The organism is Rhodanobacter sp. UC4452_H20, assembly GCF_052978205.1.
The window spans coordinates 3,639,207-3,660,310 of record NZ_CM129662.1 but is presented as its reverse complement, the minus strand read 5'-3'; the positions used below and the strand labels follow the sequence as shown (position 1 = coordinate 3,660,310).

Here is a 21,104-nt window from a genome sequence, read left to right as displayed (position 1 = left end):
GCAGCGCACCGTCGGGCCGAGGCCCCGCGCTTCTGCGGAACCAGGAGCGCCGCTCCCGTTCAGCGCGACCGCACGTAGACCACGTAGATGACCAGGCCGGCCGCGAAATAGCCGCCGACGATCGCCAGCGGCAGCACGTCGCCGCGCGTGGCGCGCAGCACCATGTCGATCAGCAGCGGCAGGCCCATCAGCGCGGCGAAGGCGATGCCGAGTGCCGGAATGATGCCGATCCACCAGCCACGCACGCGGATGCCGCCCAGCGGCACCCGGAACGATCGCGGCCGATCGGGCTCGACCACGCGCAGGCGCATGACCGCCGCACAAACGATCGCGAACGCGACCGCCGTGCCGAGGCTGATCAGGTCACCGAGCAGGCTGATCGGCAGGCACGCCGCGAGCAACGCCATGGCCACGCCGGTATAGATGGTGCCGACCTGCGGCGTGCGCGTCCTGCCGTCGATCCGCGCGAACACCGGCGGCAGCATGCGATCGCGCGCCATCGCGTAGAAAATGCGGGTCTGGCCGTAGATTGACGTCAGCAGCACCGAAAGCAGGCCGATCACCGCGGCGGACTTGACTGCGATGCCGAACATCGGCAGCTGCATCGCGTCGACGGCGACGGCGATCGGGTCGGCGACGCCGAGCCGGGCATAGGGCACGATGCCGGTCATCACCGCGGCAACGGCCATGTACAGCACCGTGCAGACCGCCAGCGTCATGAAGATGCCGATCGGCAGGTCGCGCTGGGGGTTGCGCGCCTCGGCTGCGCTGGTGGACACGGTCTCGAAGCCGACGTAGGCGAAGAAGATCGCCGAGGCGCCGCGCAGCACGCCGGGCCAGCCGAACTCGAAATCGCCCCGCGCCGGCGGCACGAACGGCGTGAGGTTGGCCGGGTCGATGAAGGCGATGCCGACCAGCACGAAGGCGACCAGCGCGGCAATCTTGAGCAGCACGATGGCCGTGTTGAACGCGAACGACTGCTTCATCCCGCGCAACAGGACAGCCGTCACCACCAGGATCGCGCCGGCGGCGACAAGGTTGATGCCGCCGCCGAACTGCAGGCGGTTGCTGCCGCCGTCGGTGCGGAAGTCGAGCATCGGCGTGGTGATCGACGCCGGCAGGTGTAGACCGAACTGGTCGAGCAACGCCACCGCGTAGCCGGCGAAGCCGACCGCGACCGTCGCCGCGGCAATGCCGTACTCGAGCAGCAGCAGCCAGCCGGCGCACCACGCGGTGAAGCGGCCAAACGTGAGCAACGCATACGAATAGCTCGAACCGGACAACGGCATCGTGCCGGCAAGCTCGGCATAGCAGAACGCGGTGAATCCGCAGGCGATCGCCGCCACCACGAACGACAGCACCACCGCCGGGCCGGCATGGGTCGCCGCCGCGGTGCCGGTCATGACGAAGATGCCGGCGCCGATGACGCAGCCGACACCGATCATCGTCAACTGGAGCGGGCCGAGCGTGCGCGCCAGCCCGGGTTCGTCATCATTCGCCGATTGCAAGTTTTCTTTCATGAGAGTTACTATGATATAAATTGTGCATACTCGTCCAGAGGCCGATTTGCATGCAGACCGAGGTTCGCCACGAACGCTGGGAGCTCGCCGCGCCATTCGTCATCGCGCACGAGACCTACCTGCATGCCGACGTCATCGTGGCAACGCTGTCGTGCGATGGTGCCGTCGGCCGCGGCGAATGCACGCCCACGGCGTTCTACGGCGAGAGCGTGGACGGGGTGATGAAGACCGTGCGCGAACTGCTCGCCCGCCTCGCCCGCGGCGAGTCATGGGACCGCATCCACGATCGCGTGCCGGCCGGCGCCGCGCGCAACGCGGTCGACTGTGCGTTCTGGGATCTGCGCGCGAAACTGGCGAAGCAGCGTGTCTGGGAGCTGATCGGAGTCCCCGCCCCGGGCCAGGTGCGCACCGCACAGACCATCAGCGTGGGCGAAGCGGCGCAGCAGGCGGACAAGGCGCGCGCGATCGTCGCCACCGACGGCGACGGCGCCCTGATCAAGCTGAAGCTCGATGCGCACGACATCGTCGCCCGCGTCGCGGCCGTGCGCGACGCCGCTCCGGCGGCGACCCTGGTCATCGACGCGAATGAATCCTGGGACCCGCTGCTGCTCGATAGCGTCATGCCGGCGTTGCAGGCCGCGCATGTCGCGATGGTCGAGCAGCCGCTGCCCGTGGGCAAGGACGACGCGCTGGCGCGGATCGAACGCCGCGTGCCGGTCTGCGCCGACGAGTCGGCGCACGTCGGCGCCGACCTCGACGCGCTGCGCGGCCGCTACGACCTGGTCAACGTGAAGCTGGACAAGACCGGTGGCCTGACCGAGGCGCTGCGCATGACCGCCCGCGCGCGCCAGCTCGGCTTCGGGTTGATGGTGGGCTGCATGGAGGGGACGTCGCTCGGCATGGCGCCGGCGACGCTCGTCGCCGGTGCCGCACGCTTCGTCGATCTCGACGGCCCGCTCCTCATCGGCCGCGACCGCGACCCGGGCCTGCACTACCAGCGTGGCCTCGTCTCGCCGCCCAGCGCGGCGCTGTGGGGCTGAACCGCATGTTTTCCAGGAGAACCGATTCCATGACGAGCCGAACACTGATCTCGCTGCTGCTGGTCGCACCGCTGGTCGTGTTGCCAGCCGGCCGTGCAGCGGCGGCCGACTTCATCGTGCGCCATGCCGTCGTCGTCGACGGCACCGGCGCCGCGGCGCAGCACGTCGACGTGCGCGTCGCCGACGGCCGCATCGCCGCCATCGGCGAACTCGCAGCGCAGCGCGGCGAACAGGTGGTCGACGCCCGCGGGCTGGTGCTCGCGCCGGGGTTCATCGACACGCACAGCCACCACGACCGCGGCCTCGACAGCCAGCTCGACGCGCTGCCGGTGACCAGCCAGGGCGTCACCACGATCGTCGTCGGCCAGGACGGCTTCTCGCAGGAGCCGATCGCCGACCTGTTCCGCCGCTATGGCGCCAGGCCGGCGGCGATCAACATCGCCTCGTACGCGGGCCACAACTCGCTGCGCGAGGAGGTGATGGGCGCCGACGCCAGCCATGCGGCGACACCAGCGCAGGTGCAGGCGATGCGCCAACTGCTCGCCGCCGACATGAAGGCCGGCGCGCTCGGCCTGTCGACCGGCCTCGAGTACGACTCGGGCCTCTACTCCACGCGCGCCGAGGTGCTCGCGCTCGCCGACGCCGTCGCGCCCTACGGTGGCCGCTACATCAGCCACATGCGCAGCGAGGACCGCAAGGTCTGGGACGCGCTCGACGAACTGCTGACGATCGGCCGCGAGGCGAAGATCCCGGTGCAGGTCAGCCACGCCAAGCTGGCGATGACCGACTGGTGGGGCCAGGCCGACCGCTTCCTGGGCCTGCTCGACAAGGCGCGCGCCGAAGGCGTCGACGCGACGCTCGACATCTATCCCTACGACAGCTGGCACAGCGAGTTGATCGTGCTGTGGCCCGAGCGCGACTTCGGCAACCGCGCGACCGCCGAATTCGTGCTCAAGCACCTCTCCCCGGCCGACGGCCTGCGCCTGTCGCAGTTCAAGCCCGAACCGGACCTGGTCGGCAAGAGCGTGGCCGATATCGCGCGCCTGCGCGGCACCGACGACGCGGATACGGTGATGGCCCTGATCCGCGAATCGGAAGCGGCCCACAGCACCGCGCAGGTCATCAGCCGCAGCATGGACGAGCGCGACATCGCGAAGTTCATCGCCTGGCCGCAGGCGAACATCTGTTCCGACGGCAGCCTCGACGGCCTGCACCCGCGCGGCTACGGCACGTTCCCGCGCGTGCTGCGCATGTACGTGCGCGAGCAGAAGATGCTGACGCTCGAGCAGGCCGTGCACAAGATGACCGGACTGGCAGCGCAGCACATGGGCCTGCGCGACCGCGGCCAGATCCGCGTCGGCGCGGCGGCCGACCTCGTCCTGTTCGATCCGCGCACGGTGGCCGACCGCGCCACCTACGAGAAGCCGCACGAGCTGTCGGTCGGCATCGCGCGCGTGTGGGTCAACGGCATCGCGGTCCTCGCCGACGGCAAGGCGACCGGCGCCCGTCCGGGCCAGGTGTTGCGCCGCCAGGAGGCACGCTGACATGCAGATCGCCGCCCCGTACCTGCTCTTCCTCGGCAACACCCCGCACCGCCTCGACGCCAAGACGGCCAGCGGCATTCTCGACTGGCGCCCGGAGCTGTGCGCCGGGCAATGCCGGCTCGACGCCGACACGGTCGACCTCGGCCTGCCTGACATGACGCCGGCCGCCGCCGCCCGCGCCGGTGTGCGCACGCTGGTGATCGGCGTGGCCACCTTCGGCGGCGCGCTCGACGAGGCGTGGATCGACACCCTGCTGGCCGCGATCCACGCCGGCCTCGACATTGCCAGCGGCATGCATGCACGCCTCGGCGAGAATCCGCGGATCGCCGCGGCCGCGCGCCTGGCCGGCGTGCGGCTGTTCGACGTGCGCCACGCCGACACGCATTTCGACGTCGGCTCCGGCCGCAAGCGCAGCGGCCGCCGGATGCTGATGGTCGGCGTCGATTGCGCGGTGGGCAAGAAGTACGCCGCGCTGGCCATTCACCGCGCCTTCGCGCGACGCGGCATGGCCGCCGATTTTCGCGCGACCGGGCAGACCGGCATCCTCATCGCCGGCGCCGGCGTCGCGATCGACGCGGTCGTCGCCGATTTCGCCGCCGGTGCGGCCGAAGCGCTGTCGCCCGACAACGAGCCCGGGCACTGGGACGTGATCGAAGGCCAGGGCTCGCTGTTCCACCCGGCCTATGCCGGCGTCAGCCTCGCCCTGCTGCACGGCTCGCAGCCGGACGCACTCGTGCTGTGCCACGACCCGCGACGCACGCACATCGACGGTTATCCGGACTATCCGCTGCCGACGCTCACCGCCTGCATCGCCGCCAACGAACAGGCCGCGCGCCTGACCAACCGCGCCGCACGCTGCATCGCCGTCGCGCTCAACACGCACGGCATGAGCGAAAGCCAACGCGCGGACGCGTTCGCCCGCGCGCACGCGGAAACCGGCCTGGTCGTCTTCGACCCGATCGCGACCGGTGCCGACGCGGTCGTCGAAGCGCTGCTCGCGGAAGCGCCCGATCTCCCGCAGGCAAGTCCACACACCCCGGGGGATCACCCATGAAACGCAAGACTCCGGCCATGGCCACCGTGCTGGCCTGTTCCCATGGCGACGCGCCTGCGAGGCCCACGGGGCATTTCATCAGGTTGCGATAAGGCTCGGCAGGTTTGGTTGCTCCGTTACGCTCACGGGGGAGGTAGCAGATCATGTCCAAAGGTCATTTCAAGTGTGGTGGCAAGGCGCAGCGGGTGATGTTGGCGCGCTTGCCGCTCGCGGCGGCGATCGGTTTTGCCGTGGCCGCACCAGCGCTCGCCCAGGATGTTGCCGAGCAGCCCGCATCGGCCGCGACGACCTCGGCGGCAGCGCAAAAGGTCAAGACCCTGGGTACGGTCACGGTGACCGCGCAGAGGCGCACCGAGGATCTGCAGAAGGTGCCGATCAGCATCAACGTGCTGGCACAGGATCAACTCGAGGCCCTGCACGTCCAGAACTTCAAGGACTACGTGAAGTACCTGCCCAGCGTGTCCTTTCAGGACAACGGTGGCGGCAATGGCGCGCAAGGCTTTGCCATCATCTACATGCGCGGTGTCAGCAGCGGCAGCGGCGGGGACTATACCGGGTCGCGGCCGAGCGTCGGCATGTACCTCGACAACCAGCCGATCACCACGATCCAGGGGCCGGTCGATATCCACATGTACGACATCGCCCGCATCGAGGTGCTGGCAGGACCGCAGGGTACGTTGTATGGCGCCAGCGCCGAAGCCGGTGCGTTGCGCATCATCACCAACACGCCCGACCCCGCCGCTTTCGCGGCAAACTACACGCTCGGCGCCAACAAGGTTGCACACGGTGGCATCGGCTCCACCGTCGAGGGCATGGTCAACATTCCGCTCAGCAAGAGTGCCGCCATTCGCCTCGTGGGTTGGCGCGAACACGATGCGGGCTACATCGACAACAAGGCCGGCACGCGTACCTACCCGTCTTCCGGCATTACCATCAGCAACGCCGACGACTGCACCCCCGGCGTGCTGCTGCAATGCCACGGACACGCCCGCAAGCACTACAACGACGCCGACACCCAGGGCGCACGCGCCGCGCTGAAAGTGGACCTGAACGACAACTGGTCGATCAGCCCGACGCTGATGGGGCAACAGACGATCTCCCACGGTTCATCTTCCAGCGATCCGAGCGTGGGCGATCTCGCCGTCACGCACTTCTTTCCCGAACGCAACAACGATCGCTGGTGGCAGGGCGCGCTGACCGTGCAAGGCAAGATCGGCAATTTCGATGCGACCTATGCCTACGCGCACCTCAAGCGCAACCAGGAGCAGGAGTCCGACTACACGGACTACTCATTCTGGTACGACACCCTGTACGGCTCCGGTGTCTATTTTTACGATAACGGCGGAGACCTGATCGATCCGTCGCAGCATCCGTTTTTCCGCGATCACTACACCAACAACAGCCACGAACTGCGTCTTGTCTCGCCCAGCGACGATCGCCTGCGTCTGGTCGCTGGCGCGTTCTGGCAGAAGCTGAAACACGATATCCAGTACCAGTACAAGATCAGCGGCCTGGCCGATTCGCTGACGGTTACCGGCTGGCCGGACACCCTCTATCTGAGCCGGCAGGTCCGCTACGATCGCGACCAGTCGGTGTACGGCGAACTGTCGTGGGACTTCATCCCCGATGTCCTCACGGGCACGATCGGCGAGCGCTATTACCGCGACAGCGGCAGCTTTTACGGCTTCTTCGGTTTCAGCGAGGGCTATTTCCCCGGCTCGAGTTACGGCGAGGCCGGCTGCATCTCGCCCGAGCCATTCGAGGGCGCGCCCTGTCTGGACTTCAACAAGCGGGTGAAGCAAAGCGGGTCGCTCAACAAGGTCAACCTGACCTGGCATGCCACACCCCATGCCATGGTCTATTTCACCCGGTCCGAGGGCTATCGCCCGGGTGGCATCAATCGCAACGCGTCGCTGCCGCCCTATCAGGCGGATTTCCTGACCAACCTCGAACTCGGCTGGAAGACCTCGTGGTTCGACAATCGGCTGACCTTCAACGGGGCCGTGTTCCGCGAGACCTGGGATAATTTCCAGTTCGACATCACGGGTCCGAACGGTATTTCCGAAATCCTCAATGCCAATTCGGCCCGCATCGACGGACTGGAGTCGCAGCTGAACTGGCAGGCGACCTACAACCTGCAGCTGAGCGCCGGCATCGCGTTGTATGACGCCAAGTTGACCGCCAACTACTGCGGATTCACCGACAACAACAACCGCCCCGTCACCGACTGTCCGGCCGGCTCGATCAATACACAAACGGGCGACACGGTGGACGGGCCGCTGGCACCAACGGGCACCCGCCTGCCCATCACGCCACGGTTCAAGGGCAACCTCATCGCGCGTTATACCTTTGATGTCGGCAGCAAGAGTGGCTTCGTCCAGGGCGCATTGACGCATGTGGGGGACCGCACGACGAGCCTGCTCCTGCTCGATCGCAGCCTCTATGGCGGACTGCCTGCCTACAATTCGGTCGACCTCTCCGCCGGTCTCCAGGGGGACAACTGGTCGGTGAGTGCCTATATCAACAACGCGTTCGACAAGCGCGCCGCGCTGTACAAGTTCTCCGAGTGTGCGGTAACGGTTTGCGGTGCGCACGGCGTGGTGCCGGAATACCCGAATGGACAGGTGTACACGGGCTTCAGCCAGCCGCGCACGTTCGGCATCAGCTTCAAGCAGGATTTCTAGTCGAGCGGTCGATTGCCGCACCGGACGAAAGCCCTGGCGTCGGCCAGGGCTTTTCGTCGCCCGCCCGATGGCGGGCAACGCCTCGCCGACAGATGGCCCTTTGAGGGGAGTGGTTCATGCCCGTCTTCATTCGCACCGCTTGCATGTCGATTGTCGCGGCCATCGGGCTGTCGACAGCGATGCCATCTGCGGCTGCCGGCGTCGAGTACGACACCATCATCCGCAACGGCCACATCATCGACGGTACGGGTTCGCCCTGGTACGCGGCCGATATCGCCGTGAAGGATGGTCGCATCGCCGCGATCGGCAACCTCGCCGACGCGCATGCCAGGCAGATGATCGACGTCCACGGCCTGGTCGTGGCGCCGGGATTCATCGACATGCTTGGTCAATCGGAAATCACCATGCTGGTCGATCCGCATGTGCCGTCGAAGATCTTCCAGGGCATCACCACCGAGATCACCGGAGAAGGCGAATCGGTGGCGCCGCTCGACGCCGAGATGATCAGGCAACGCCAGGCGGCGTACGCGCATTATCGGATAACGCCGGACTGGCGCACGTTCGAACAATATTTCGCGCGCCTGCAAAAGCAAGGCATGGGTATCAACGTAGGCACGTACGTGGGCGCCACTTCAGTGCGCGAGATGGTCATTGGCTACGAGAATCGCGCACCCACGCCGGACGAGTTGAAGAAGATGCAGGCGCTGGTCGCGGAAGCGATGAAGCAAGGTGCGCTGGGGCTGTCCACGGCGCTGGAGTACACGCCGGCGCCTTACGCCGGAACCGACGAGTTGATCGCCCTGGCGAAGGTTGCCGCACGCCATGGCGGCATTTACGCGACCCACATGCGCAACGAGGGCGATGCCGAGATGGCTGCGCTGGACGAAACCTTCCGGATCGGCCGCGAGGCGGATATTCCGGTGGAGATTTTCCATCTCAAGGCCACCGGCAATCTCAAGGGCAAGATGGCACGGGTGATCGCGCGCATCGACGCGGCTCGTGCCAGCGGCGTCGACGTGGCGGCGGACACCTACGCCTATACCGCGTGGCAGAACGATCTGTCGGCCTTCATCCCGCCCTGGGCCCATGACGGCGGCAACCTGAAACTGATCGAACGCCTGAAGAATCCGGCCACGCGTGCGCGCATCCGCAAGGACATGCTCACTCCCAGCGATGCCTGGGACAATGAGTGGCTCGCGGCCATCGAGCAGGCGCACGGCATCATGATCGGCAGCGTCAACAACAAGGCGTTGCAGAAGTACGTCGGCAAGCGGGTCAGTGAGATTGCAGCGGAGTGGCACGAGGATCCGATCGACACGATCTGCGACTTCCTGATCAAGGACAACGCCGCCACCAGTTCGGTGGTGTTCGGCATGCAGGAGTCCGATGTCGAGCTGGCGCTGAAGCAGCCGTGGGTTTCGATCGACACGGACTATGAGGGAACCTCGCCCGATGGCCTGCTCGGCAAGGATCGTCCGCACCCACGCGCCTACGGCACCTTTCCGCGCATTCTCGCCAGGTACGTGCGCGAGCAGAAGCTGCTCACGCTTCCGGACGCCATCCGCAAGTTCAGCGCATTGGCGGCGCAGCGTGTGCATCTGCCGGATCGCGGCGTGCTCAAGCATGGCATGTGGGCAGACATCGTCGTGTTCGACCCGGCTGCGATCCGCGATGTCGCCACCTTCACCGACCCGAACCAGCTGTCGGTCGGGATGCAATATGTGCTGGTCAACGGGGTCCCGGTGATCGATGGCGGCAAGATGACGGACGCGCTGCCGGGAGTGGTATTGCGCGGTCCGGCTTACTCCGGCAGATAGCCGAATTCCGAAAGGAACGGGTACTGGGGTTTCGGTGGCAAGAGCTGATTCGGCAACTCCCTGCACCCCACCCTTCAAGCGGCCTTCGGGCCGCTCTCTTGTTGGCACCGTACGCGCATGGCGGCGCAGCCGGCTGCCGGAGGGCTTTGCACGCAAGCCGTGCGGTGGCCTAGGATGGCGCACCGGCGGGCGAGCAGACAGCCGCCGGGAGGTTCGCAGGGGAACCCTCAACGGTGGAACGGCGCCTCGACAGGCGCCTCGCTGACGCTCTCTCCAGCGAAAAGGACGCGCGACGATGGCCACGCTACCGACAACCCGCATACTCGATCCCGCGGATTATCCGCGCTGGGTCGCCGCGGTCGCCGCCTCCCCCGATGGCAGCGTGTATTCGCTGCCCGAGTATCTCGACGCGCTGTGCGCCGCCACCGGCGGCCGCTTCCGCGTGCTCGCCGCCGAGCGCGACGACCACATCGTGGGCGGCATCGCGCTGTTCGAATGCAGCGACCGCCGCGGCGCCTTCGTGTCGCCGCGGCGGCTGCTCTACTACAACGGCCTGGTGCTGGTGCCGCATGCCTGCAGCTGCCCGGCCACTGCCACCTCGCGCCGGCTGCAGACCATGGATGCGCTGGAGCACGCGCTCGCGCGCCTGCCGCTGGGGCGGCTGCGCTTCAAGAGCCGCTCCACCTGCACCGACCTGCGCACGTTCCAGTCGCGCGGCTGGAGCGTGCAGCCGACCTACACTTATGTGGTAGACATCAGCGACCTCGCCAGCGCATGGACGCGGGTGGACAAGAACCATCGCCGGCTGATCGGGCGCTGCACCGAGCAGGGCCTGCAACTGAGCATGGACGACGACTTCGACGCCTTCCACCACCTGCACCTGCAGACCCACGAGCGCAAGGGTGCGCCGCTGTACCTGCCGCGCGAGGCGTTCCGCCGCTTCGTGAAAACCCTGCGCGAACGCAACCTGGGCCGGCTCTACCACGCACGGATGCCCGACGGCCGCGTGGCCGCCAGCCAGCTGGTGCTGACCGGGCCGCACCCGGTCAGCCACACCGTCTGCGCCGGCGCCGAGGCTGCGTTGCTGAGCCTGGGCGCATCGGCGTTCCTGCGCTGGCGCGCGCTGGAACACCTGGCCGCCGAGGGCTACCGCGCCAACGACCTGACCGACGCCGAACTCAACCCCGTCACGACGTTCAAGTCGCAGATGGGCGGCGAGCTGTCGCTGTGCCTGGAGGTCTCGCGTGCCGACGACATCCGCTTCCGCCTCGGCGACTGGGCAACCACGCTGCCGCAGCGCGCCCGCCGCGGCGTGCACCGTGCCCTGCGCCGCCCCACCGGCATGGCCGAATGAGCGAGCCCGTGGTTTCCGGGGCCGAACTGGTCTGCGCCACGCTGACGCGCGCCGGCGTCGATTGCGTGTTCGGCCTGCCCGGCACGCAGACCACGGGTCTGTACGAGGCGCTGCGCCGCGCGCCGCTGCGCAGTGTCGTGGCCACCCACGAGTTGTCGGCGGCGATGATGGCCAACGGCTACTACCGCGCCTCGGGGCGGATCGCCGCCTTGCTGACGATTCCCGGCCCGGGCTTCACCTGGGCACTGACCGGGCTGGCGGAGGCGGCGCTGGATTCGGCCGCGCTGCTGCACCTCACCATGCAGCCGGCACGCTCGCCCGGACAGCAGTTCCAGCTGCAGGCGCTGGACCAGGCGGCGATCGCCGGCCCGCTGAGCAAGGGCCAGTACCACGTCGACCATGCCACCGGGATCGCCCCCGCGTTGCTCGCGGCACACGCACAGGCCGGCGCCGGCGAACCCGGTCCGGTGCTGGTGCAGTTTGCGAGCGATGCATTGCGCGAAGCGGCGCCGCTGGCAGATGTCGCGCCTCCTTCGCCGCCACCGCTCGACGAGGCCGCACTCGACGCCGTGCTGGCCACGCTGCGCCAGGCCGGTCGCTGCATGCTGCTGCTCGGCCAGGGCTGCGCCGCCGCGGCCGGGTTGGCCACGCAGCTGGCCGAAACGCTGTCCGCCGCGGTGGTCACCACCACCTCGGGGCGCGGCGTGGTGGCCGAGGATCACCCGCTGTCGCTCGGCTTCGCGTTCGCCGGCAACGAGTGCGGCACGCTGAACGCGCTGGTCGAGGCCAGCGGCGCGGTGCTGGCGATCGGCTGCAAGTTCTCACACAACGGCAGCCGCGGCTTCGAGCTGCGGCTGCCGCCGGAAAAACTCATCCACGTCGACGCCAGTGCCGCCGTGCTGGGCGCCAACTATCCCGCGCGCCACGCGATATGCGCGGACGCGGCGACCTTCCTGGCCGCCCTCCTGCAACGGCTGCAGACCAAGCCTGGCCATGCCGGCTTCAGCCACGACGAGATCGCGCAGTGGCGGCGGCGCGCCGACGACGAGCGCGACCGGCGGCGGGTCGAGCCGCGCATCCACGGCGTGGACGGCGGCCAGCCGCAGGCGTTCTTCGCCGCGCTGCGCCAGGCGCTGCCACGGCACGGCTGCCTGCTCACCGACTCCGGCCAGCACCAGGGGCTGGCGCGCCGCCACTTCCCGGTGCTGTGCCCGCGCGGCCTGATCGTGCCGACCAACCTGCAGTCGATGGGCTTCGGCATCGGCGCCGCGATCGGCGCCTGCCTGGCCGATCCGGCGCGGCCGGTGGTGGCGCTGGTCGGCGACGGCGGCCTGGCGATGTCCGGGCTGGAGCTGCTCACCGCAGTGCGCGAACGGCTGCGGCTGACCGTGATCGTGTTCGTCGACGGTGCCTACGGCCTGATCCGCATGCAGCAACTGGCCGGCTCGGGCCATGCGTACGGCACCGAGTTCGACAGCGTCGACGTCGCCGCCCTGGCCGCGGCCGTCGGTGCCACGCACGTACGCCTGCAAGGCGATGCGCAGGCCACCCTGGCCGCAGCGATCGAGGCGCCCGGCGTGACCCTGGTCGAGGTGCGCGTGGGCGATTCCGCACCGATGCACTGGCTGCGAGCCAAGAGCCGGCTGCGCGGTTCGCGGCTGCGCAGGTGGTGGCGCCACCTGCACCGTTGAACCCCCACGCGCGGCGGCCCGGTGGCCATCGCGGGTGCTAGCATGGCCGCACAGGCGCGGCGTCGAGCGCACGCATGCGGCGATCAGGGGAAACATCCATGGGCAAGCGGGACGGGCGGCACGTGCCGGCGATCGTGATGGGCTGCGGCCCCACAGCGTTGGGCATCCTGCGTTGTCTGAAACTGGCCGGCATCCCGACCTACGTGGCCTGCCGCGCGGGCGACCAGGTGACGCGCTCGCGCTGGTTCCGGCCCACGCCCGGACCGACGGCGTGGGATGGCGTGCCCGGTCCGCAGGCACTGGACCACCTGCGTGACTTGCCGTTGGACGAGGCGGTGCTGATCGCCGGCGCCGACGACGCCGCACTGTGGCTGGCCGACCTGCCGCAGAGCGAGCTGGGCCAGCGCTTCCGCACCAGCACCTGCTCGCGGCAGACGCAGGAACTGCTGCAGGACAAGTCGCGCTTCGCCGCGCTGCTGGCCGAAACCGGCATGCCGCACCCGCCGACCTACCGCATCGACAGCGCGGCGGACATCGCGGCGATGCCGTTCGAGCGGCTCGACCGCGTCTTCATCAAGCCGGTCAACTCGCAGAAGTTCAGCGACGTGCTGGGCATCAAGGGCGTGTGGGTACACAGCCGCGAGGAGCTGCTGGAAACCTGGCAGCGCCTGCACGGCCTGGGCTTCCGCCTGATGGCGCAGGAGTACGTGCCCGGCACCGCCGCCGACCATTATTTCGTGGACGGCTTCCGCGACGCGCAGGGACGTTTCACCGGCCTGTTCGCGCGGCGACGCTTCCGCATCCACCCGGCCGACTTCGGCAACAGCTCGTACTGCGAGAGCATCCCGCTGACCCAGGTCGAGCCGGCGGCGACCAACCTGACCGCGCTGCTGGCGAAGGTGGATTACCGCGGCATCTTCAGCGCCGAGTTCAAGCGCGATGCCCGCGACGGCCAGTTCCGCATCCTCGAGGTGAATACCCGCGCCTGGACCTATGTCGAGTTCGCCGCGCGCTGCGGCGTCAACGTGTGCGAAATGGCCTGGCAGGACGCGCTGGGCCTGCCGGTCGATGCCGCCGCGCCGGATTACGTGGTCGGCGCCGGTTGCGTGAACCTGCAGCGCGACATCAACGCCGTGCGCGGCCAGTCGCGGCAGGCCCGCGAGCCGTGGTCGAAGATCCTGCGGCAGTGGGCGCGCGCGCATTACCACACGTTCCGTTTCGACGATCCGCTGCCGGGCCTGTCCAGCGCGTGGCGCATCGCCACCCACCGCACCGGGCGCCACCACGGCCCCAGCGAGGCGCCGGTACCGCCGGCCGCCGCGCCGAACGAGCCGCCGGCAAACTGAACCCGGACGGCATATATCGCTCCATCGCGAATCGAAGATATATACTGCCGGGCACCGTGACCCCGGAACCCTTGCGATGCCGTCGATCAGCTTCGAATTCTTTCCGCCCAAGACCGACGACCAGCGCGCGCAGCTCGACCGCGCGGCGCAGGCGCTGAAGGCGCACCGACCCGAATACGCCTCGGTCACCTTCGGCGCCGGCGGTTCCACGCTGAGCTACACCGGCGACACGGTGGCGCGGCTGCATACGCAGCACGGGCTCAACGTGGCGCCGCACCTGTCGTGCATGGGCGGCACCCGGGCGGAGATCGCCGCGCTGCTCGACGGCTACCGCGCGGCGGGCTATCGGCGCATCGTGGCGTTGCGCGGCGACATGCCCTCGGGCATGGCCACGGCGGGCGACTTCCGCTACGCCGCCGAACTGGTGGCCTTCATCCGCCGGCACTGCGGCGACCATTTCCACATCGAGGTGGCGGCCTACCCGGAGACGCATCCGCAGGCCGACGACGCGCTGCGCGACCTCATGCACTTCAAGGCCAAGATCGACGCCGGCGCCAACGGCGCGATCACCCAGTATTTCTTCAACCCGGATGCGTATTTCCGCTTCGTCGACGACGTGCGCAAACTTGGCGTGAACGTGCCGATCGTGCCGGGCATCATGCCGATCTCCAACTACAGCCAGCTCAGGCGCTTCTCGGAAATGTGCGGCGCGGAAATCCCCCGCTGGATCGCCAAGCGCATGCAGGCCCACGGCGACGATGCGGATGCGGTGCGTGAGCTCGGCGCCGAGGTGGTGGCGCAACTGTGCCGTCGCCTGCTCGACGGCGGCGCGCCGGGGCTGCACTTCTACACGCTCAACCGCGCCCGCGCCACGCAGGCGGTGTTGCAGCAGCTGGCCTGAAACCACCACCGCGCACAACCTCCCGCAGGAGCCCGCTGGCGGGCGATGCCTTTGAGGCGGGGATTTGCAAGCAAGAGCATCGCCCGCCAGCAGGCTCCTGCGATGGTGATGCGCCAACGGGAAGTCGTTCGTGGCGCCGCGGGACGGCTATGCTGACCGGATGTTGCGCCTGGTCGCCCTGCTCAGCCTGGCCTTGCTTGCGTGCGCCGCCCCCGCGGCGGCGCAGACGCCGATCCATCGTTGCATCGGCGCCAACGGCGGCGCGGTGTTCACCGACCAGCCGTGCGCCGCGCTGCGCGCCACGCCGGTCAACCCCGCGACGCCCACCGATACCCCCGCGCCGAGCGGGCCGCCGCCGGTGCTGTGTGCCGCCAACATCGAGGAGCTGCGCCAGAGCGTGATCGATGCGTTCGCGCGGCGCGACAGCGTCCGCATGGGCGGGCTGATCCTGTGGGACGGTTACGGCCGCGGTGCGGCGATCGCCGACATCCGCGCGCTGACCACGCTGATGGAACAACCGCTGCTGCAGGTCGACCTGCCCGCTCCCGCGGCATCCGCCGCGGCGCTGCCGGACAACTGGCCGCCCCTCGCCGGCGACCCTGCTCCAGCGGCAACCGTCGCGCCCGATCAACTGGTGCTGCACACCGCCGGCGCCGACGGCGCGGGTTCCACGTGGCGTTTCGACATCGTGCGCCAGGCCGGCTGCCTGTGGCTGCGCAACGCGCCGTAAACGCCGCCCCCGCAGCGACGCGCTATCATGTGCAGTCTTCATGGAGAACCGAACATGGCGCAGCAGTACCCCGAATGGATCTGGCAGAACGGCCACATCAAGCCGTGGGCCGAAGCCACTACCCACGTGATGTCGCACGCGCTGCATTACGGTTCGTCGGTGTTCGAAGGCATCCGCAGTTACGCCACGCCCGACGGCGCGGCGATCTTCCGCCTCACCGACCACCTGAACCGGCTGTTCCTGTCGGCCAAGATCTACGACATGCAGCTGCCGCACTCGTTCGAGGAGCTGGCCGCCGCCTGCCGCGAGGTGATCCGCAAGAACGGGCTCGGCGCGTCCTACCTGCGCCCGGTGGCGTATCGCGGCCTGGGCGGCTTCGGCCTGTCCGCCGAAACGCCGATCGACATGGCCGTGGCCGCCTGGCCGATGGGCCCGTACCTCGGGCCGGAAGCGCTGCAGAACGGCATCGACGCCTGCGTGTCGAGCTGGCAGCGCTTCGCCCCGAACACCATCCCGGCCGGCGCCAAGGCCGGCGGCAATTATCTTTCCGGCCAGCTGATCGCGCGCGAGGCGCGCCGGCTCGGCTTCGGCGAAGGCATCGCGCTCTCCTCCAGCGGCCTGCTCAGCGAAGGCGCCGGCGAGAACCTGTTCCTGGTCTTCGACGGCGTGCTGCACACCACGCCGGCCAGCGCCTCGATCCTTGCCGGCATCACCCGCGACACGCTCAAGACGCTGGCCCGCGAGGACGGCATCGAGGTGGTCGAGCGCGACATCCCGCGCGAGTACCTGTACCTGGCCGACGAGGTGCTGATGTGCGGCACCGCCGCCGAGATCACCCCGATCCGCTCGGTCGACGGCAAGCAGGTCGGCGCCGGCAAGGCCGGTCGCGTCACGCTGCGCCTGCAGGAGCTGTTCTTCGGCCTGTTCGACGGCCGCACCCACGACAAGTGGGGCTGGCTGGAACAGGTCTGAGGGAAGCCCCTCTCCCCGTGGGAGAGGGGTTGGGGAGAGGGTACGGGCGGAGCGCGCTGCGGCAGCGTTCCTTGTGGTATTCAACGCGGCGCCCCGCACCCTCATCCGGCGCTGCGCGCCATCTTCTCCCGAAGGGAGAAGGGATCTTCGGCTCGCACCTCCCAAACGGGCCTGATACGAAAAACCCGCCTTCCGGCGGGTTTTCTTGGTTCACATCAGGTTGCGGCCGTGGAACAGTTCCTCGATCTCGCGCCGGAGCAGCGACTCGATCCGCTGGCGTTCCTTGAACGACAGGTCGTCCGCGTGCGACTCGAACAGGTAGGTGTCCAGGTCGAAGTCCTTGATGTGCATCTTGGTGTGGAACATGTTCTCCTGGTACACGTTGACGTCGAACATCTCGTACTTCTGCCGGATGTGCCGCGCCAGGTAGTCCTGCACCGAATTGATCTTGTGGTCGATGAAGTGCTTCTTGCCCTTCACGTCGCGGGTGAAGCCGCGCACGCGGTAGTCGCACACCACGATGTCCGACTCGAAGCTGTCGATCAGGTAGTTCAGCGCCTTCAGCGGCGAGATCACGCCGCAGGTGGCCACGTCGATGTCCGCGCGGAAGGTGGCGATGCCGTTGTGCGGATGCGTCTCCGGATAGGTGTGGACGGTGATGTGGCTCTTGTCCATGTGCGCCACCACCGCGCCGGCGATCGAATCACGGCCGAGCTTCTCCACCACCGGTTCCTCGGAAATGAGGATGGTCACCGACGCGCCCTGCGGATCGTAGTCCTGGCGCGCGATGTTGAGGATGTTCGCGCCGATGATCTCGGCCACGTCGGTGAGGATCTGGGTCAGGCGGTCGGCGTCGTACTGCTCGTCGATGTATTCGATGTAGCGCTGGCGCTGCTCTTCGGACACCGCATAGCAGATGTCGTAGATGTTGAAACTCAGCGCCTTGGTCAGGTTGTTGAAACCCTGCAGGCGAAGACGGGGAAGCGGTTTGACCACGAGCGACTCTCCATGGGCCATGGCGGCCGGCTGTAGAGGCGGGTTAGCGACAAGGGTCCCCGCGATTGGTGTGAAGCACAGGCTGGTGCCTGCGACCCTTGGTTGGTGGCATGCTCTCGACGTTGCCGCTGTCGAAAGACCGCGAAGTATGCGGCAAACGCGTCAGGAAATGAACCTGCAGCCAATCGGCATGTTTGCCATAATGCGGGGCAAGCTGACGTGATTGCGGTCACGCTTGCCGCGGAGGCGACAAGCGCCGCAGAACCTTGCCTGACCTGAGGAGTCGACGTGGCCCCACACCTGAAATACCAGTTGCAACAGGCCTTCGAACGCTCGCAGGCCCCACTGGGCTTCGCCCCCGACCCCGCCTCGATGGAGCGCTTCCTGGCGCTCTGCCACCGCCGGCGCTACCCGGGCAAGACCGCGATCATCCGTCCCGGCGATCCGGCCAACACGCTGTACTACGTGGTCGAGGGTTCGCTGGCGGTATGCACCGAGGACGAGCAGGGCCGCGAATTGATCCTCGCCTACATCAGCCGCGGCCAGTTCATCGGCGAGATGGGCCTGTTCGTGGAGCAGGCCCAGCGCGAGTCGGTGGTGCGCTCGCGCACGCCGTGCGAGATGGCCGAGGTCAGCTACGAGCGGCTGTTCCAGCTGATGGAAGGCCCGCTGCGCGAGGAGTGCCCCAAGATCCTGTTCGCGATCGGTGCCCAACTCACCAATCGCCTGCTGCGCACCTCGCGCCAGGTCAGCCGCATGGCGTTCATGGACGTCACCAACCGCATCTCGCGCACCCTGCTCGACCTGTGCGACGAGCCCGACGCGATGACCCACCCGGACGGCACGCAGATCCGCATCTCGCGCCAGGAAGTGAGCCGCATCGTGGGCTGCTCGCGCGAGATGGTCGGCCGCGTGCTCAAGCAGCTCGAAGAGCAGCGCATGATCGACGTCTCCGGCAAGACCATCGTGATCCGCGGCACCCGCTGACCACGCCCGGCCGGCACCGCCACCGGTTCGCCTGAACCGGGTTTTTACGGCCGCCAGTCGAGCATGGTCTCCCGCCCCGGCTGCGAGACGGCGTTTGGACTTCGCACAGTTCTTTCTCTTCGTCGGCGTCGGCCTGCTCGCCCAGGTGGTGGACGGCGCGCTGGGCATGGCCTACGGGCTGGTGTCCAACTCGATCCTGCTGGCGCTGGGGCTGCCACCGGCGGTCGCCAGCGCCACCGTGCACACCGCCGAGATCGCCACCACCTGCGCCTCCGGCGCCTCGCATGCCTGGTTCGGCAACGTGCGCTGGCCGCTGTTCTGGCAGCTGGCGATACCCGGCGCGATCGGTGGCGTGCTCGGTGCCACCTTCCTGGCCAGCGTGCCCGGCGAGACGATCCGCCCGTTCATCAACGCCTACCTGCTGATCCTCGGCGCGATGGTCCTGCTGCGCGCGTTCGGCAAGCGGCTGAGCCGGCACCGGGTGCAGCACACCGGCGTGCTGGGTTTCTTCGCCGGCCTGCTCGACGCGATCGGCGGCGGCGGCTGGGGACCGCTGGCCACCAGCACCCTGATCGCCCGCGGCGGTGGCGTGCGCAGCACGATCGGCTCGGTGAACGCCGCGGAGTTCGTGGTGGCCACCTCGATCTCCGCGACCCTGGCGTGGCACGTCGGCGTCGGCCACTGGCCGATCGTGCTCGGCCTGCTCACCGGCGGCGTGCTGGCCGCGCCGTTTGCCGCGTGGCTCGTGCGCCACCTGCCCGAACGCGCGGTGATGGCCGCGGTGGGCACCTTGATCGTGGCGATCAGCCTGGTGCAGCTGCTGCACGCGTAGGGCGGGCACCGCCCGCCATGTTTCATCCCATTGAGCACGAGCCGGCGGGCGGTGCCCGCCCTACGCGCGCCGAACTCCGGCCTTCACAACCACTCGACGCGGGTCAGCGTGCGGCCGAGTGCCTTCTCCACCTTCTTGCACAGTTTCGGCGTGCCGTTGACCAGCACCGCCTCGGCAGCCTGCTTGAGCATCGCCACGTCGTGCATCGAATCGCCGTAGGCCACCTGCCACGCCGCAACGCCGTGCTCGGCCAGCGACTGCACCTTGCGCCGGCCCACGTTGTGCCGGCGCAGGCGCATGCCCAGCCAGCCGGGGCGCAGCTGCGAGGCGACCACTTCCACGCCGGCCAGCCCCAGTTCGCGCAGGATGCCGGTCGCCAGCGTCTCTTCGCAGCCGGTCACCACGATTACCCGATCGCCTTGCGCCTGATGCCGGCGCAGCCGGCTCAGTCCTTCGCGGCAGAATTGCTTCGGGCGTCGCGCCAGCACGCCAGCGAAGGCATCGGCGGCCACCCGGTATCGCGGCTCGCGCAGGCCCAGCAAGGCGATCCGCACCAGCAGGTACAGCGGCAGGCGGCGCGACAGCGGCCACGTCAGCAGCAACAACGGCGAGGCCAGCAAGGCCACGCCCTTGCGCCATGCCGAGCCGGCATAGCGGCTGCGCACGAACAGGGCGAAGGAATCGCCGTGGATCAGCACCCCATCGAAGTCGAACAGCACCACGCGCGGCGTGTTCTCGCACGGCGCGGCGACCGCGTCATCCCCCGGCGCGGCCGTGGCAGGTTCGACGGGGGCGCTCATGCGTTGGCGAACAACCGTCGCAGTTCGCGGCCCGGGTCCTCGGCGCGCATGAACGCCTCGCCGACCAGGAACGCCTGCACGCCGCCCGCGCGCAGGCGAGCCACGTCTTCGGGCGTGTGGATGCCGGATTCGGCAACCAGCACGCGGTCGTATTCGATCAGTTCCTGCAGCGCCAGCGAGGTTTCCAGCGCGGTCTCGAAATTGCGCAGGTTGCGGTTGTTGACGCCGATCAGCGGCACCGGCAGCGCCAGCGCGCGCTCCATCTCGTCCTCGTCGTGCACTTCGCACAGCACGTCCAGGTCGAGCTCGGCGGCGAGCAGCGCCAGCGGCAGCAGCTCGTCGTCGTCCAGCGCGGAGACGATCAGCAGGATGCAGTCGGCGCCGATCGCGCGCGCCTCGTGCACCTGGTAGGGGTCGATGATGAAATCCTTGCGCAGCAGCGGCAGCGAACAGGCCTTGCGCGCCTGCTGCAGGAACGCCTCGCTGCCCTGGAAGAAATCGGCGTCGGTGAGCACCGACAGGCAGGCCGCGCCGGCCTTCTCGTAACTGCGCGCGATCGCGGCGGGATCGAAATCGGCGCGGATCACGCCCTTGCTGGGGCTGGCCTTCTTCACCTCGGCGATCACCGCGGGCAAGCCAGCCTCGATCTTCGCCTCGATGGCAGCGGCGAAGCCGCGCGTGTCCGGCAGGTCGGCGATGCGCGCGCTCAGCTCGGCCAGCGGGACCTTGCTGCGGCGCTCGGCGACTTCTTCGGCCTTGCGCGCCAGGATGCGATTGAGGATGTCGGTCATGGCATCTCGCTCGGGTGGGGTGACGGGTGCATCGTAGTCGGCCGC

General features: G+C 68.5%; 17 protein-coding genes. 13 read left to right on the top strand and 4 right to left on the bottom strand.

The genetic code is table 11. The features are described from left to right. Positions 1 to 59 precede the first annotated feature (59 nt). On the bottom strand, positions 60 to 1,520 hold the full coding sequence (locus ACVCMC_RS16740) for an APC family permease (protein ID WP_395120134.1): 1,461 nt from the start codon (positions 1,518 to 1,520) through the stop codon (positions 60 to 62). Positions 1,521 to 1,570: 50 nt separating this feature from the next. Between ACVCMC_RS16740 and dgcA the strand changes: the two genes are divergently transcribed. From dgcA to ACVCMC_RS16685, 11 genes are all read left to right on the top strand, one after another. Then, entirely contained in the window at positions 1,571 to 2,560 is a 990-nt protein-coding gene (dgcA, locus tag ACVCMC_RS16735; protein ID WP_447098126.1) for an N-acetyl-D-Glu racemase DgcA, read from the top strand. Between the two features lie 29 nt (positions 2,561 to 2,589). Then, positions 2,590 to 4,104 (top strand): N-acyl-D-amino-acid deacylase family protein, encoded by a 1,515-nt coding sequence (locus tag ACVCMC_RS16730; RefSeq protein WP_447098125.1) that lies wholly within the window; start codon positions 2,590 to 2,592, stop codon positions 4,102 to 4,104. A gap of 1 nt (position 4,105) precedes the next feature. Continuing rightward, the gene (locus ACVCMC_RS16725) at positions 4,106 to 5,158 is read left to right on the top strand and encodes a DUF1611 domain-containing protein (RefSeq protein ID WP_447098124.1); all 1,053 of its coding nucleotides are present in this window, start codon (positions 4,106 to 4,108) and stop codon (positions 5,156 to 5,158) included. Positions 5,159 to 5,301: 143 nt separating this feature from the next. After that, entirely contained in the window at positions 5,302 to 7,842 is a 2,541-nt protein-coding gene (locus tag ACVCMC_RS16720; protein ID WP_447098123.1) for a TonB-dependent receptor, read from the top strand. 116 nt (positions 7,843 to 7,958) lie between these two features. Next, positions 7,959 to 9,659, top strand: a complete 1,701-nt coding sequence (locus ACVCMC_RS16715; protein WP_447098122.1) for an N-acyl-D-amino-acid deacylase family protein — start codon at positions 7,959 to 7,961, stop codon at positions 9,657 to 9,659. Between the two features lie 295 nt (positions 9,660 to 9,954). Further along, positions 9,955 to 11,013, top strand: coding sequence for a GNAT family N-acetyltransferase (locus ACVCMC_RS16710; RefSeq protein WP_447098121.1), 1,059 nt, complete (start codon positions 9,955 to 9,957; stop codon positions 11,011 to 11,013). Beyond that, a complete protein-coding gene (locus ACVCMC_RS16705) occupies positions 11,010 to 12,704 on the top strand; it encodes a thiamine pyrophosphate-binding protein (RefSeq protein ID WP_447098120.1) in 1,695 nt (564 codons plus the stop codon). The genes ACVCMC_RS16710 and ACVCMC_RS16705 overlap by 4 nt, the downstream gene beginning before the upstream one ends. Positions 12,705 to 12,802: 98 nt before the next feature. Continuing rightward, complete coding sequence (locus ACVCMC_RS16700) at positions 12,803 to 14,050, top strand: carboxylate--amine ligase (protein WP_447098119.1); 1,248 nt, start codon at positions 12,803 to 12,805, stop codon at positions 14,048 to 14,050. A gap of 76 nt (positions 14,051 to 14,126) precedes the next feature. Continuing rightward, positions 14,127 to 14,951, top strand: coding sequence for a methylenetetrahydrofolate reductase [NAD(P)H] (gene metF, locus ACVCMC_RS16695; protein WP_447098118.1), 825 nt, complete (start codon positions 14,127 to 14,129; stop codon positions 14,949 to 14,951). A 130-nt stretch (positions 14,952 to 15,081) separates the two neighbouring features. Next, entirely contained in the window at positions 15,082 to 15,681 is a 600-nt protein-coding gene (locus ACVCMC_RS16690) for a DUF4124 domain-containing protein (protein WP_447098117.1), read from the top strand. A 54-nt stretch (positions 15,682 to 15,735) separates the two neighbouring features. Next, entirely contained in the window at positions 15,736 to 16,653 is a 918-nt protein-coding gene (locus ACVCMC_RS16685) for a branched-chain amino acid transaminase (RefSeq protein ID WP_395120145.1), read from the top strand. Between the two features lie 210 nt (positions 16,654 to 16,863). Here ACVCMC_RS16685 and speD read toward each other — a convergent pair whose 3' ends face one another. Further along, a complete protein-coding gene (speD, locus tag ACVCMC_RS16680; protein ID WP_136258246.1) occupies positions 16,864 to 17,649 on the bottom strand; it encodes an adenosylmethionine decarboxylase in 786 nt (261 codons plus the stop codon). 372 nt (positions 17,650 to 18,021) lie between these two features. Between speD and crp the strand changes: the two genes are divergently transcribed. Then, a complete protein-coding gene (crp, locus tag ACVCMC_RS16675) occupies positions 18,022 to 18,636 on the top strand; it encodes a cAMP-activated global transcriptional regulator CRP (protein WP_395136028.1) in 615 nt (204 codons plus the stop codon). A gap of 94 nt (positions 18,637 to 18,730) precedes the next feature. Beyond that, positions 18,731 to 19,468 (top strand): sulfite exporter TauE/SafE family protein, encoded by a 738-nt coding sequence (locus tag ACVCMC_RS16670; RefSeq protein ID WP_447098116.1) that lies wholly within the window; start codon positions 18,731 to 18,733, stop codon positions 19,466 to 19,468. An 83-nt stretch (positions 19,469 to 19,551) separates the two neighbouring features. On the opposite strand, the gene ACVCMC_RS16665 is transcribed toward ACVCMC_RS16670, so the two are convergent. Both ACVCMC_RS16665 and trpC read right to left on the bottom strand, forming a co-directional pair. Further along, on the bottom strand, positions 19,552 to 20,268 hold the full coding sequence (locus ACVCMC_RS16665; protein ID WP_447098115.1) for an HAD family hydrolase: 717 nt from the start codon (positions 20,266 to 20,268) through the stop codon (positions 19,552 to 19,554). Continuing rightward, entirely contained in the window at positions 20,265 to 21,059 is a 795-nt protein-coding gene (gene trpC, locus ACVCMC_RS16660) for an indole-3-glycerol phosphate synthase TrpC (protein WP_395120148.1), read from the bottom strand. Before trpC ends, ACVCMC_RS16665 begins: the two co-directional genes overlap by 4 nt. Positions 21,060 to 21,104: the final 45 nt, after the last annotated feature.